General features: G+C 69.6%; 9 protein-coding genes. 4 read left to right on the top strand and 5 right to left on the bottom strand.

The window, feature by feature from the left end; genetic code table 11:
• The first annotated feature begins 89 nt into the window (after positions 1-89).
• Positions 90-3,491 (top strand): GH92 family glycosyl hydrolase, encoded by a 3,402-nt coding sequence (locus CFW40_RS27410; protein WP_088800524.1) that lies wholly within the window; start codon positions 90-92, stop codon positions 3,489-3,491.
• Between the two features lie 103 nt (positions 3,492-3,594).
• Here the strand turns inward: CFW40_RS27410 and acnA are convergent, their stop codons facing one another.
• Complete coding sequence (gene acnA, locus CFW40_RS27405; RefSeq protein ID WP_088800523.1) at positions 3,595-6,309, bottom strand: aconitate hydratase AcnA; 2,715 nt, start codon at positions 6,307-6,309, stop codon at positions 3,595-3,597.
• A 372-nt stretch (positions 6,310-6,681) separates the two neighbouring features.
• Between acnA and CFW40_RS27400 the strand changes: the two genes are divergently transcribed.
• Positions 6,682-7,575, top strand: coding sequence for an aminoglycoside phosphotransferase family protein (locus CFW40_RS27400; protein ID WP_088800522.1), 894 nt, complete (start codon positions 6,682-6,684; stop codon positions 7,573-7,575).
• A gap of 217 nt (positions 7,576-7,792) precedes the next feature.
• Here the strand turns inward: CFW40_RS27400 and CFW40_RS27395 are convergent, their stop codons facing one another.
• On the bottom strand, positions 7,793-8,401 hold the full coding sequence (locus CFW40_RS27395; RefSeq protein ID WP_088800521.1) for a cadmium resistance transporter: 609 nt from the start codon (positions 8,399-8,401) through the stop codon (positions 7,793-7,795).
• A gap of 211 nt (positions 8,402-8,612) precedes the next feature.
• On the opposite strand from CFW40_RS27395, the gene sigJ reads away from it, so the two are divergent.
• Complete coding sequence (sigJ, locus tag CFW40_RS27390) at positions 8,613-9,497, top strand: RNA polymerase sigma factor SigJ (RefSeq protein ID WP_088800520.1); 885 nt, start codon at positions 8,613-8,615, stop codon at positions 9,495-9,497.
• 153 nt (positions 9,498-9,650) lie between these two features.
• On the opposite strand, the gene CFW40_RS27385 is transcribed toward sigJ, so the two are convergent.
• Both CFW40_RS27385 and CFW40_RS27380 read right to left on the bottom strand, forming a co-directional pair.
• Positions 9,651-10,010, bottom strand: coding sequence for a GntR family transcriptional regulator (locus tag CFW40_RS27385; protein ID WP_088800519.1), 360 nt, complete (start codon positions 10,008-10,010; stop codon positions 9,651-9,653).
• Between the two features lies 1 nt (position 10,011).
• Positions 10,012-11,010, bottom strand: coding sequence for a hypothetical protein (locus tag CFW40_RS27380; protein ID WP_088800518.1), 999 nt, complete (start codon positions 11,008-11,010; stop codon positions 10,012-10,014).
• A gap of 97 nt (positions 11,011-11,107) precedes the next feature.
• Between CFW40_RS27380 and CFW40_RS27375 the strand changes: the two genes are divergently transcribed.
• The gene (locus CFW40_RS27375; RefSeq protein ID WP_088800517.1) at positions 11,108-12,637 is read left to right on the top strand and encodes a UDP-N-acetylglucosamine 1-carboxyvinyltransferase; all 1,530 of its coding nucleotides are present in this window, start codon (positions 11,108-11,110) and stop codon (positions 12,635-12,637) included.
• A 206-nt stretch (positions 12,638-12,843) separates the two neighbouring features.
• On the opposite strand, the gene CFW40_RS27370 is transcribed toward CFW40_RS27375, so the two are convergent.
• Positions 12,844-14,019, bottom strand: a complete 1,176-nt coding sequence (locus CFW40_RS27370) for a serine hydrolase (protein WP_088800516.1) — start codon at positions 14,017-14,019, stop codon at positions 12,844-12,846.
• Between the last annotated feature and the right edge of the window lie 127 nt (positions 14,020-14,146).

The raw sequence follows: 14,146 nt of genomic DNA, 5'->3' as shown, positions 1-14,146 counted from the left end.
ACACCAAAGACCCCACGCACCTTACTTATCTCTGTTTATCTTGGCGTCATGTAACTGACAACGATGTCACTCTTGTTGAGAGGGCTCGCGTGCGGATCGGATACCAGCACCGTCCACTGCGGGGGATCACCCGCCTCGCTGCCCTCGCGGCGGCCGCGTTACTCGTCATCACCGTGCCCGGCCCGGCACAGGCCGCGCCGCAACGGAAGCCCCAGGAGGCCACGGAATTCCGTTCCTCCTTCGAATCCGGCGATCCGCAGCCGGACTGGACCGACAGCGTCGACACCGGCCCCGACGGCACACCCCGGGCCTCGGGTGTCAGCCCGCAGACCGCCCCCGCCGCGCCCGGCATGAACACCCGGCGCGACACCGGCCCCGACGCCTCCCCCACCGCCAAGGCGCACGCCGGCTTCAGCGGCGTCCATGCGCTGCGCTACTCCGGCACCCACACCGCCGACGGCCGCGGCTACTCGTACAACAAGATCTTCGACGTCAATCTCCCCGTCACCGCGGCCACTTCGCTCTCGTACAAGATCTTCCCCGAGATGGCGAAGAGCGATCCGGACTACCCGGCGACCCACGCCGCCGTGGAGCTGGCCTTCACCGACGGCACCTACCTCAGCGAGCTGTCCGCCGTCGACCAGCACGGCGCGCCGCTGACGCCGCAGGGCCAGGCCGCCTCCAAGACGCTCTACGCCAACCAGTGGAACAACCGGGAGGCGCGGATCGGCGCGGTCGCCGCCGGCAAGACCGTCGACCGGATCCTGGTCGCCTACGACGCGCCCCGGGCGCCGCGAACCGCACCGGCTTTCCGCGGCTGGGTCGACGACATCGTCCTCGAAGCCAAGCCGCCTCGGAAGCCGCTCGCCCACCTCTCCGACTACGCCGTCACCACCCGCGGCACGCTCTCCAGCGGCAGCTTCTCGCGCGGCAACACCTTCCCCGCCACCGCCGTCCCCAACGGGTTCAACTTCTGGACCCCGGTCACCAACGCGGGCTCCGCCGACTGGCTCTACGAGTACGCGCGCAAGAACAACGCCGACAACCTCCCCACCCTCCAGGCCTTCAGCGCCAGCCACGAACCGAGCCCGTGGATGGGAGACCGGCAGACCTTCCAGGTCATGCCGTCCGTCGCGGCCGGCCCGCCGGATGCCTCCCGCACCGGCCGTGCGCTGCCCTTCCACCACGCCAACGAGACCGCGAAGCCGCACTACTACGGCGTGACCTTCGACAACGGCCTCAAGACGGAGATCACCCCGACCGACCACGCCGCGCTGATGCGCTTCACCTTCCCCGGCGACCAGGCGAGCCTGATCTTCGACAACGTCAACAACAAGGGCGGGCTGAGCCTGGACACCGAGCACGGCGTCGTCACCGGCTTCTCGGACGTCCGGAGCGGCCTGTCCGTCGGCGCCACCAGGCTCTTCGTCTACGGCGTCTTCGACGCGCCGGTCACCGGCGGCGGCCGGCTCGACAGCGGGGGCGGGAGGGACGTCACCGGCTATCTCCGCTTCAAGCCCGGGGCGGACCGCACCGTGACCATGCGGATCGCCACCTCCCTGATCGGTGTGGACCAGGCCAGGGCGAATCTGACCCGGGAGATTCCGGCCGACGCGACCTTCGCCGGCGTCAGGAACCGGGCGCAGGCGCAGTGGGACGACCTCCTGGGCCGGATCGAGGTCCAGGGCGCGAGCCACGACCAGCTCACCACCCTCTACTCCAACCTCTACCGCCTCTACCTCTACCCCAACTCCGGCTTCGAGAAGGTCGCCTCGCGCAGCCGCTACGCCTCCCCCTTCTCACCGCAGACCGGCCAGGACACCCCGACCCACACCGGCTCGAAGATCATCGACGGCGAGGTGTACGTCAACAACGGCTTCTGGGACACCTACCGCACCACCTGGCCCGCCTACTGTCTGCTCACCCCGAAACGGGCCGGGAAAATGGTCGACGGCTTCGTCCAGCAGTTCAAGGACGGCGGCTGGATCTCCCGCTGGTCCTCGCCCGGCTATGCGGACCTGATGACCGGGACGAGTTCCGACGTGGCGTTCGCCGACGCCTACGCCAAGGGGGTGACGTTCGACGCCGAGGCGGCCTATGCCGCGGCCGTCAAGAACGCCACCGTCGCCCCGCCGAACTCCGGCGTCGGCCGCAAGGGCATGAACACCGCGCCCTTCCTCGGCTATACGAGCACCGATACCCGTGAGGGCATGTCCTGGGCGCTGGAGGGTTATCTCAACGACTTCGGCATCGCCCGTATGGGCAAGGCCCTGTACGAGAAGACCAAGAAGCCCCGATACAAGGAAGAGTCCGCTTATTTCCTGGGCCGCGCCCAGAATTACGTCAAGCTCTTCGACGACAAGGTCGGCTTCTTCCAGGGCAAGGACGCCCAGGGCCACTGGCGGCTGCCGCCCGGCACATTCGACCCGCGGGTCTGGGGCAACGACTACACCGAGACCAACGCCTGGACCTTCGCCTTCACCGCGCCGCAGGACACCAGAGGCCTGGCCAACCTCTACGGCGGCCGCGCCGGCCTGGCCAAGAAGCTGGACGCCTATTTCTCCACCCCGGAGACCGCGTCCAAGGAATTCGCCGGCTCCTACGGCGAGGTGATCCATGAAATGACCGAGGCCCGCGACACCCGGATGGGCATGTACGGCCACAGCAATCAGCCCTCCCACCACATCGGCTATCTGTACGACGCGGCCGGGCAGCCCTGGAAAACCCAGGAAAAGATCCGCGAGGCGATGTCCCGGCTCTATCTCGGCAGTGAGATCGGCCAGGGATACCCGGGAGACGAGGACAACGGCGAGATGTCCGCGTGGTACGTCTTCAGCTCGCTCGGCTTCTATCCGCTGGTGATGGGACAGGGCGAATACGCGGTGGGCTCCCCGCTGTTCACCCAGGCCACGGTCCACCTGGAAAACGGCCGCGACCTCACCATCAGGGCCCCGCGCAACAACGCCCGTAACGTCTATGTCCAAAGCCTCCGGGTGAACGGCAAGCCCTGGAATTCCACCGCTCTGCCGCACCGGCTCCTGGCCCGCGGCGGCACCCTGGACTTCACCATGGGCGAGGCCCCCTCCGCCTGGGGCACCGCGGCCAACGCCGCCCCCACGTCGATCACCCGGGACGACAAGGTGCCCTCCCCGCCCGCCGACCGCTCGGACCCCGCGGCCGGCCCGCTCTTCGACAACACCTCGGGAACCTCCGCCACCTTCAGCACCGCCCCGGCCACGCTGACCACGCCCGCCAGGATCACGTCGTACACCCTGACCTCAGCGGAGCGCGCAGCGGCGCCGTCGGGCTGGCAGCTGGAGGGCTCCGCCGACGGCCGGCACTGGCAGGTGGTCGACCACCGCGCCGGCGAGCACTTCACCTGGGACCGCCAGACGCGGGTGTTCGCCGTCGAACGCCCCGGCGACTTCCGTCACTACCGGCTCCGCACCGGCGCCGAGGCCACCCTGGCGGAGGTGGAACTACTGGGCTGAGCTGAGCGGCCGGCGCCGGCGCCCGATACGTGGACGGGCCGCACTCCCCCGCCTGGGGAGTGCGGCCCGTCCCGTGCCGCCGGTCAGCTGCCGACGGCCCGGCTCACTTGCGGATCAGCGAGCGCAGCACGTACTGCATGATGCCGCCGTTGCGGTAGTAGTCCGCCTCACCGGGGGTGTCGATGCGGACGACCGCGTCGAACTCGACGCCGCTGTCGGTGGTCACCTTGACCGTGCGCGGCGTGGTGCCGTCGTTCAGCTCGGTCACGCCGGAGAAGGAGAAGGTCTCCTCGCCGGTCAGGCCGAGCGACTCGGCGGACGCGCCCTCCGGGAACTGCAACGGCAAGACGCCCATGCCGATGAGGTTCGAGCGGTGGATGCGCTCGTAGGACTCGGCGATGACGGCCTTGACGCCGAGCAGCGCGGTGCCCTTGGCGGCCCAGTCGCGGGACGAGCCGGAGCCGTACTCCTTGCCGGCCAGGATGACCAGCGGGGTGCCGGCGGCCTGGTAGTTCTGCGACGCGTCGTAGATGAAGGAGACGGGCCCGCCGTCCTGGGTGAAGTCGCGGGTGTAGCCGCCCTCGGTGCCCGGCGCGATCTGGTTGCGCAGGCGGATGTTGGCGAAGGTGCCGCGGATCATGACCTCGTGGTTACCACGGCGCGAGCCGTAGGAGTTGAAGTCACGACGCTCGACGCCGTGCTCGGTGAGGTACTGGCCGGCCGGGGTGTCGGCCTTGATCGCACCGGCCGGGGAGATGTGGTCGGTGGTGACCGAGTCGCCCAGCTTCGCCAGCACGCGGGCGCCGGAGATGTCCGAGACCGGGGTGGTCTCCATCGTCATGCCCTCGAAGTACGGGGGCTTGCGCACGTAGGTGGACTGCGGGTCCCACTCGAAGGTGTTGCCGGTGGGGATCGGCAGCGCCTGCCACTGGGCGTCACCCGCGAAGACGTCCTGGTAGGACTTGTTGAACATGTCCTCGCCGATGGCGTTCGCCACGACGTCGTTGACCTCGGCCTCGGTCGGCCAGATGTCCTTGAGGTAGACCGGGTTGCCGTCAGTGTCGGTGCCCAGCGCGTCCTCGGTGATGTTCACCTTCATGGAACCCGCGAGGGCGTACGCGACGACCAGCGGCGGGGACGCCAGGTAGTTCATCTTGACGTCGGGGTTGATCCGGCCCTCGAAGTTGCGGTTGCCGGAGAGCACCGAGGTGACGGCCAGGTCGTGGTCGTTGACGGCCTTGGAGACCTCCTCCGGCAGCGGGCCGGAGTTGCCGATGCAGGTGGTGCAGCCGTAGCCGACGAGGTTGAAGCCGACCTTGTCGAGGTACGGGGTGAGCCCGGCCTTGTCGAAGTAGTCGGTGACGACCTTCGAGCCCGGAGCGAGGGTGGTCTTGACCCACGGCTTGCGGGTCAGGCCCTTCTCCACGGCCTTCTTCGCGACCAGGGCGGCGGCGACCATGACGTACGGGTTCGAGGTGTTGGTGCAGGAGGTGATGGCCGCGACCGTCACCGCGCCGTGGTCGATCTCGTAGGTCGAGCCGTCGGGGGCGGTGACCGTGGTCGGGCGGCTCGGCACACCGTTGGTGGCGGCCGGGGAGTCCGAGGCCGGGAAGGACTCCTCGCCCGCCTCGTCCGCGTCGGAGACGTAGTTGAGGACGTCGCGCTCGAACTGGGTGGCGGCCTCGGCCAGGACGATGCGGTCCTGCGGGCGCTTCGGGCCGGCGATCGACGGCACGACCGTGGAGAGGTCCAGCTCCAGCTTCTCGGAGAAGTCGGGCTCGGCGGCCGGGTCGAGCCAGAGGCCCTGCTCCTTGGCGTACGCCTCGACGAGCGCGACCTGCTGGGCGTCGCGGCCGGTCAGACGCAGGTAGCTCAGCGTCTCGTCGTCGATCGGGAAGATCGCGGCGGTCGAACCGAACTCCGGCGACATGTTGCCGATGGTGGCGCGGTTGGCCAGCGAGGTGGCGGCGACGCCCTCGCCGTAGAACTCGACGAACTTGCCGACGACGCCGTGCTTGCGCAGCATCTCGGTGATGGTCAGCACCAGGTCGGTGGCGGTGGTGCCGGGCTTGAGCTCACCGGTCAGCTTGAAGCCGACGACGCGCGGGATGAGCATGGAGACCGGCTGGCCGAGCATCGCGGCCTCGGCCTCGATGCCGCCGACGCCCCAGCCCAGCACACCGAGGCCGTTGACCATGGTGGTGTGCGAGTCGGTGCCGACGAGGGTGTCGGGGTACGCCTGGCCATTGCGGACCATGACCGTGCGCGCCAGGTGCTCGATGTTCACCTGGTGGACGATGCCGGTGCCGGGCGGGACGACCTTGAACTCGTCGAAGGCGGTCTGGCCCCAGCGCAGGAACTGGTAGCGCTCCTTGTTGCGGCCGTACTCCAGCTCGACGTTCTGGCCGAAGGCGTCCTTGGTGCCGAACTTGTCGGCGATGACGGAGTGGTCGATGACCAGCTCGGCGGGCGCCAGCGGGTTGATCTTCGCCGGGTCGCCGCCCAGCTCCTTCACGGCCTCACGCATGGTGGCGAGGTCCACGACACAGGGCACGCCGGTGAAGTCCTGCATGATCACGCGGGCCGGCGTGAACTGGATTTCCTGGCTGGGCTGGGCCTGCGAGTCCCAGCCGCCGAGCGCCCGGATGTGGTCGGCGGTGATGTTCGCGCCGTCCTCGGTACGGAGCAGGTTCTCCAGCAGCACCTTCAGGCTGTAGGGAAGACGCGCGGCGCCTTCGACCTTGTCCAGCCGGAAGATCTCGTACGACTCGTCGCCCACCTGCAGCGTGCTGCGGGCGTCGAAGCTGTTCGCCGACACGACAGTCTCCTTCATGCATGAATTCGCGCGTACCACCGCAATGCTGCCGTCACAGCTCCTTGACCATCCGCTAAGGTATGCCTAAGTTAGGCACGCCTTACTGGCGCGGCAGCGGTACGCCTCTCGGCAGATATCTCGATGTCGAGATAACTCTAGTACATCGTCGCGGCCTGGTCATGCCCTGATGGGTGTCTGACCTGTCGCAGCGAAGGTTGAGCATTGTCAGCAAAATTTGATGACCGCTAGGTTTTCTCAGCGAAGGTTGAGCGACTGTCTGGGGAGATCGTGGCGGATCCGTTCCAGGCGGCTGCGATCTGGACTTCTTCGACGAGAGCGAGAGCCGCTCCGTCAGCCCCGGTACTGTGCCTTCGCATGACCGACTCCGAGATCGAGATCACTGCGGACCTGGTTCACGACCTGCTGCAGGAGCAGCATCCGGACCTTGCAGGACTGGCCATCCGCGAAGTAGCGGGCGGATGGGACAACCAGCAGTGGCGCCTTGGGGACGAGTTTGCCGTGCGCATGCCGCGTACAGAACGTGCCCCGGATCTCCAGCGCAAGGAGCGCCGATGGCTGCCCGTCCTGGCCCCCCGCCTGCCGCTCCCGATCCCGAACCCTGTGCGGATCGGTGAACCGTCCACGCGCTTCCCGAAGCCCTGGACCATCCTGACGTGGGTTTCCGGCGAGCCACTGGACTACACCTCGATCAGCCGCGGCAACCATGCGGCCGACACGCTGGCGGGCTTCCTCAGGGCGCTCCATGTGGAGGCGCCCGCCGATGCGCCGACCAGTTCGGACCGCGGCGCTCACCCCAAGAAGTGCACGGACGCCTTCGACCACTTCTTTCACGCCGTTGCACCCGGCAGCATTGCCGACGAAGTCCGGGCCGTCTGGGACGATGCCGTCGCGGCGCCCGAGTGGGAGGGCCCGCCGGCATGGGTGCACGGTGACCTTCATCCCGCAAATGTCGTCGTCTCGGACGGGACGCTCTCGGGCGTGATCGACTTCGGTGACATGTTCGCCGGCGATCCGGCGTGGGACCTCGCGGCCGCATGGGTCATCCTTCCCACAGGCGCTGCCTCACGCTTCTTCGACGTGTACGCGCAGGCTGACAAGGCGACGATCCGGCGCGCCCGCGGGCTGGCTGCCCTGAAAAGCCTGTTCCTCATGCTCATGGGCCAGAACGGAGACCGGGGCCTTCCTGGTGGCAAGCCGGCATGGGGACCCGCAGGCCGGGCGGCGCTCGATCGTGTTCTGAGAGGCTGATGCAGGCGCGGAGCGACGAGCCTGAGAGGTCCACCCGGCTCCCATCCGTCCGGTCTCGCGCGACTCGGTGCTCAACCTTCGGTGAGAACACTCAACCTTCGCTGCGAGAGATCATGGGTGTCCCCGGTCACGGCACCGGGGGCACATCTCATGCGTGGAGGGGCCGGAGCGCCACGGGAAGCAGGCGGGCACGGTGTACGGAATCGGCCGGGCGCGGTCAGCGGCCGAAGGCTCCGCCTTCGATGAGGATCAGCAGGCCCAGGGTGATCAGAACCAGCGGCAGCAGGACGTGCCCCCAGCGGCTGAGGGCCTTGGCGATGACGGGACGGGTGGCGAAGAACGCGCCCGCGAGGCACCACACGGCCACCAGGGCGAGGAAGACGACGGCATAGACGCTCATCCCGCCCACGCCGGCCGCGGCGAGGACGGGAACGTAGACGCCGATGTTGTCGCCGCCGTTGGCGAAGGTGACGGCGGCGACCTCCCACGGGCTCGGGCCGCCCTTGCCGCCGGCGCCGCCGTCGCCCTCCCCGCCTTCACCGTCGACGCGGTGGCGCCACGTCTGCCAGGCGGCTTTGAGGCCCAGGGCCAGGGGCAGCAGACCGAGCCAGGGCAGGGCGGACGGCGGCAGGAACGTCGCACCGAACGCGGCGGCCACGGCCACCGCGAGAATGGCGGCGAATCCGAGGTACTGCCCGAGCACGATCCTGGTTCCGGAGCCGCGGTGACCGGCTCCCTGCGCGAAGAACAGCGACAGCACGAGGATGTCGTCGATGTTGGTGACCGCGAACAGACCGGCAGCCTGCCCGACCGTGCCCAGGCTCACTGCTGACGCCCCTCCCTGCCGTACCGCCCCGACCGGACGACCCTATGGGACGGGCGGTCGGTCCCGTCGGCTGCCGTATACAGCCGCCTCCGGGCCCCGCCTGGGGCGGCCCCCTCCGCCCCCCTGCAGCGTGCCCACCGCCGCGTGTCACATCCGGCCCGTGACATCCGTCATTACTGTGACGGAACTCGACGGGGGAGGAATGAGACCCATGAACGACCACGAGTGGCTGGCGGAGCGGTTCGAGGAGAACCGGAGCCGTCTGCGGGCCGTGGCCTACCGCATGCTCGGCTCGGTGAGCGAGGCCGACGACGCCGTCCAGGAAGCCTGGCTGCGGCTGAGCCGGTCCGGCGCGGACGGGGTGGAGAACCTGGGTGGCTGGCTCACGACGGTCGTCGGGCGGGTGTGCCTGGACCAGCTGCGGACGCGCAGGGCGCGGCGCGAGGACCCGCTGGAGGTCCATGTCCCCGAGCCGATCGTGGAACGCCTGGACACCGTCGACCCGGAACACGAGGCGCTGCTGGCCGATTCGGTCGGACTGGCACTGCTCGTCGTGCTGGAAACCCTCACCCCCGTCGAGCGGCTGGCCTTCGTCCTGCACGACATGTTCGCGGTGCCCTTCGACGAGATCGCGCCACTCGTCGACCGCACCCCCGCGGCGGCCCGGCAGCTCGCCAGCCGCGCCCGGCGCCGCGTCCAGGGCACCGCCCCGGCCCCCGACACCGATCTCGCCCGTCAGCGGGAAGTGGTCGACGCCTTCCTCGCCGCCTCGCGCGGCGGCGACTTCGAGGCGCTGCTCGCGGTGCTCGATCCGGACGTCGTGCTGCGCGCCGATGCCGGTGGCGCGCCCGAGGGCGTATCGACGCTGGTCCGCGGAGCACGCGCGGTGGTCGAGCGGGCGCTCACCTTCTCCCGGTTCGCCGCGTTCGCCCGGCCGGTGCTGGTCAACGGCGCGCCGGGGCTCCTCACGGCACAGGGCGGCCGACCGTTCTCCGTCATGGGCTTCACGACGGCGCACGGGAAGATCGTCGAGATCAATATCCTGGCCGACCCCGCACGGCTGAGCCGGCTGGATCTGACGATCCTCGACGACTGACGACTGACGACCGAGGAGCGGCGGCTGACGGCCCGGCCACGTCATGGAGGGTGAGCGCCGGCCTTGAACCGCGCCCTTCCCCCGTGCTCCCCGCCCGCCTCCGCCCGGCGTCCCCGGCCTCCCCGCCCCGGACTTTCCGGCCCCCCGCCCGCCTCAGGGCCCCGACAGCCCCGTACGGACCACCGTCACGATCTCCTCATCGGAGAGTCCCAGGTTGCGGGCCTCGGCGATCAGTCGCTGGGCGGTCTCGCCGAGGCGGGCGCGGGCCGGCGACGCGGCGCCGGTGACCACGGCGCCGCGGCCGCGCCGGAGTTCGATCAGGCCCTCCTCCTTGAGGCGCTGGTAGCCGCGCAGCACGGTATGGACGTTCACGCCGAGCGACACGGCGAGGGCACGGGCGGCCGGCAGCCGCTCCCCGGCGTCCACCGTGCCGTCGGCGATCGCGCCGCGGACCGAGGCCGCGATCTGGTCGCCGAGCGGGACGGGCGAGCCGGGGTCCACCCGGAAGAGCACGTCAGGCTCCTTCCTTCCGCGAGCGGGCGCGGTCCAGGTACGTATTGAGCAGGGCGACGGCGGTCACGGCATCATCGACCGTCACCACGAACTCCTTGCCATTGGTCAGCCGTACCACCATGCCCTCGCCTGAGCGCAGGACGAGGCCGCTGCCGCCGGCCCGGATGCGATAGCCCCAGCCGCCGAACTCCCGGAAGGCGGCTATCGGTCGGCTGGTGGCCTCCGTGATGCGGTCGAGGGGGAGGTGCCGGATGCGGAGGGGCGGCGGCAGCAGGGCCGACGTCACCGTCAGACCGCGGCGGTCGACGGTGACCCGCGCGGCGGCACAGGGCAGGACCGCGAGCGCGCCGATGAGCAGGCCGATGCTCGCCGGCCAGTCGGCGAGAGCGAGGACGAGGAGCCCGGCGCCGAGCAGCAGGACGCCGAGCGCGACGATCGGTGGCGAGCTGATGGAACGTGACCAGCCCGCGGACGTACCCGCCGGGAGGTCGAGCCGGGGGCCTTCGCCCGCCGGCCGGCCGGACGGCCGGGGCGCAGGACCGGCCAGCAGACGGCCCAGGGCCCCGGCGAGCAGAGCGACGGCGAGTGTCACGGCCAGCTCCCACAGCGGCAGCCGGACCGCCGAGGTGTCGGTGGCCCCGACGTTGGCGAACAGGGTCCCGCAGGTGACAGACCCGATGGCGGCCGCGAGGGCGTAGCCGCCGGCGACCAGCCAGGGCGTCCACTCCGAAGGCTCCGGGAGCCGGACGAGGAGGCCGAAGACGGTGCCGAAGACGAGCAGCAGTGTGAGCGTGAACGTCAGGAAGCCGCGGGCGGGGGTGAAACCGTCGACCCGGGCGCCGACACCACCGAAATGGGTGGCAAGCGGTTCGGGCAATCGGGCGGAGAGCGAGAAGTAGGCGACGGCGACGGCCACGGCGGCTGCGACGAACGGCAGGACGGCAATCAGGGCCCACGGACGGGCCTTTGAGGGCGCGGAAGAACGCGGGGCACTCTTCATGAGCGTGGCAACCACCTCTCAGTTGTTCGCATAGTAGTAGAACAACTCGGCCATCGACAATTGCACACTCATCTCATATCTGAGATACGGTCACTCCATGGCAGACGACTACCTCGTACGTATCGGCAGGCTCATCCGTGACGCCCGACAGCACCGTGGCTGGACACAGACGCAGCTCGCCGAAGCTCTCGGCACCAGCCAGAGCGCGGTCAACCGCATCGAGCGCGGGAATCAGAACATCAGCCTTGAGATGATCGCCCGTATCGGCGAAGCACTCGACAGCGAAATCGTCTCGCTCGGCTATGCCGGGCCGATGCATCTGCGGGTGGTCGGCGGCCGCCGGCTGTCCGGGAGCATCGATGTGAAGACGAGCAAGAACGCCTGTGTGGCGCTGCTGTGCGCCACGCTGCTGAACGCGGGCCGCACCACTCTGCGCCGGGTGGCCCGTATCGAGGAGGTCTACCGCATCCTCGAAGTGCTGGGCAGCATCGGCGTACGGACCCGGTGGATCAACGACGGCAACGACCTGGAGATCGTGCCGCCCGCGGAGCTCGACCTCGACTCGATGGACACCGAGGCGGCCCGCCGCACCCGCAGCGTCATCATGTTCCTCGGCCCGCTGCTGCACCGGATGGACCGCTTCAAGCTGCCGTACGCGGGCGGTTGCGACCTCGGCACCCGCACCGTGACCCCGCACATGACGGCGCTGCGCCACTTCGGCCTGGAGATCACCGCGACCGACGGCACCTACATCGGCGAGGTGGACCGCAGCGTCGCCCCCAAGCGCGCGATCGTCCTGACCGAGCGCGGCGACACCGTCACCGAGAACGCCCTGCTGGCCGCCGCCCGCCACGACGGCGTCACGGTCATCCGCAACGCCTCCTCCAACTACATGGTCCAGGACCTGTGCTTCTTCCTGGAGGAGCTGGGCGTCCGGGTCGACGGCATCGGCACCACCACCCTCACCGTCCACGGCGCAGCGCACATCGAACGCGATGTGGACTTCGCGCCGTCCGAGGACCCGGTCGAGGCGATGAGCCTGCTGGCGGCGGCAGTCGTCACCGAGTCGGAGCTCACCATCCGCCGGGTACCGGTCGAGTTCCTGGAGATCGAACTGGCGGTCCTGGAGGAGATGGGCCTGGACCATGAGCGCAGCGCGGAGTACGCGGCCGACAACGGCCGTACCCGGCTGATCGATCTGACGGTCCGTCCCTCCAAGCTCCAGGCCCCGCTGGACAAGATCCACCCGATGCCCTTCCCGGGCCTCAACATCGACAACGTCCCCTTCTTCGCGGCCATCGCGGCCAGCGCCCAGGGGCAGACCCTCATCCACGACTGGGTCTACGACAACCGCGCCATCTACCTCACGGACCTCAACCGCCTCGGCGCCCAGGTCAAACTCCTCGACCCGCACCGGGTCCTGGTGGACGGCCCGACCCGCTGGCGCTCCTCGGAAATGATGTGCCCCCCGGCCCTGCGCCCCGCCGTCGTCGTCCTCCTGGCCATGATGGCCGCCGAGGGCACCTCCGTTCTGCGCAACGTCTATGTCATCAACCGGGGTTACGAGGACCTGGCCGAACGCCTCAACTCGATCGGGGCGCAGATCGAGATCTTCCGGGACATCTGAGGGCCCCTTCGAAGGAGTCTGCTTCGGAGAAGTCCCCTTTGGGGGAGTCACGTTCGAGGGAGAGCCGCCACACCCCATCCGGCGTCCGTGGACGCGGGATGGGGTGTGGCGGTGCCCGCCGGCCGTGGCGGCACGTGCTCACGTGCGCCTCTTCGCCCTCGACGCGAGCCAGATCCAGCGCCTCTTCTCACCGGAAGTGTCGCAGTTCACCGGCACAAGGCGGTGTCCACGACGCGTTCGGTGCGCTTCATGACCGCCTTGTCGGTCGGCTGCATGGTTACCGCGATGTGGGCGGCGCGGCCGTCGTCGGTGGCGCCGCCGCGGGTCTCGTATCCCGGGAGGCTGCCGCCGTGGCCCCAGTAGACACCGCCGCATGACAGGGGCCTGCTGACGAGGCCCAGTCCGTAGCGGGCGCCGGGGCCGAGGTAGGCAGCGGGGACGGTGGTGCGCATCTGGGCGAGCTGGGCCGCCGGGAGGAGGCGACCGGTCAGGAGCGCGGTGAAGAACCGGTTGAGGTCGGAGTTGGTGGAGAGCATCTGACCTGCCGCCCAGCCCCAGGAGGGGTCCGTGTCCGTGACGTCACGCAGCGGCGCGCCGGCGGCGTCCCGGTGGTAGCCGTGGGGATGGGGTTCTTTGATGGTCCTGTCACCGGGGGCGGGGAAAGAGGTGTGGCGCAGCCCGATGCGCTGGATGATGCGCCGGTCCAGCTCCTCGGCGAGGGGCCGGCCGGTGACTTTCTGGATGATCAGGCCGGCCAGCACGTAGTTCGTGTTGCTGTACTCCCATTTCGTCCCGGGCTCGAAGTCGGCCTTGTGCTGGAGAGCGATGTCGACGAGTTCCCGGGGCTCGAAGTACCGGACGTCGTCGCCGAGGTAGGCGGTGTAGTTGGGAAGTCCACTGGTGTGCTGCAGGAGCTGACGGACGGTGAGGTGGCGTCCGTCGATCCCATCCCCGCGTACGAGGCCCGGCAGATAGGTGTCGACCGTGGCGTCGAGGCCGACCTTTCCTTCACCGACCAGTTGCAGTACGACCACCGCGGTGAACACCTTGGTGTTGCTGCCGACCCGCACCTGACCGTCCTGGGGCACCTTCGAGCCGGTGGCCAGGTCGCCCACCCCTGCGGTGTAGGTACGGGTGCGGCCCTCGCGGTCCTTGACGCTCGCCAGCGCAGCGGGCAGGCCGTCGGTGTGCACCAGAGCGCTCAGGCCCCGCTGGATGGTGTCCGGCCGTGCCCTGGCGGCAGCGGACGCCGCGGGCGGCGCCAGGGCGCCCGTCATCAGGACGCCGAAAGCCACCGCGGCCGCAGCGGGCACGGTTCCGCGCCGGCCACCACCCCGCAGCCGCCCGGAAGAACGAGACTTCTGCCCTGTCTGCTCACACATGAGCCCACTCCTACGGATGCGTGGGGAAACCAGCGATTTGCGCTGGGCCCAGCATGTCCGGAGCTGCTGCCCGGGGCCGATCCTGCGGGCCCCCGGGTCCAGGTGGGGCTCTCCCCCCTCCGGCCCT

This window comes from Streptomyces sp. 2114.4, from assembly GCF_900187385.1.
Lineage (GTDB): Bacteria > Actinomycetota > Actinomycetes > Streptomycetales > Streptomycetaceae > Streptomyces > Streptomyces mooreae.
The sequence above is the reverse complement of the archived record's forward strand: the minus strand, read 5'-3'. Positions and strand labels throughout refer to the sequence as shown.

Bases quoted from the DNA above. Each gene is read 5' to 3' on its own strand.
- CFW40_RS27400 (WP_088800522.1), top strand. From the start codon at position 6,682: ATGACCGACTCCGAGATCGAGATCACTGCGGACCTGGTTCACGACCTG.
- sigJ (WP_088800520.1), top strand. From the start codon at position 8,613: ATGAACGACCACGAGTGGCTGGCGGAGCGGTTCGAGGAGAACCGGAGC.
- CFW40_RS27380 (WP_088800518.1), bottom strand. From the start codon at position 11,010: ATGAAGAGTGCCCCGCGTTCTTCCGCGCCCTCAAAGGCCCGTCCGTGG.
- CFW40_RS27370 (WP_088800516.1), bottom strand. From the start codon at position 14,019: ATGTGTGAGCAGACAGGGCAGAAGTCTCGTTCTTCCGGGCGGCTGCGG.
- CFW40_RS27375 (WP_088800517.1), top strand. From the start codon at position 11,108: ATGGCAGACGACTACCTCGTACGTATCGGCAGGCTCATCCGTGACGCC.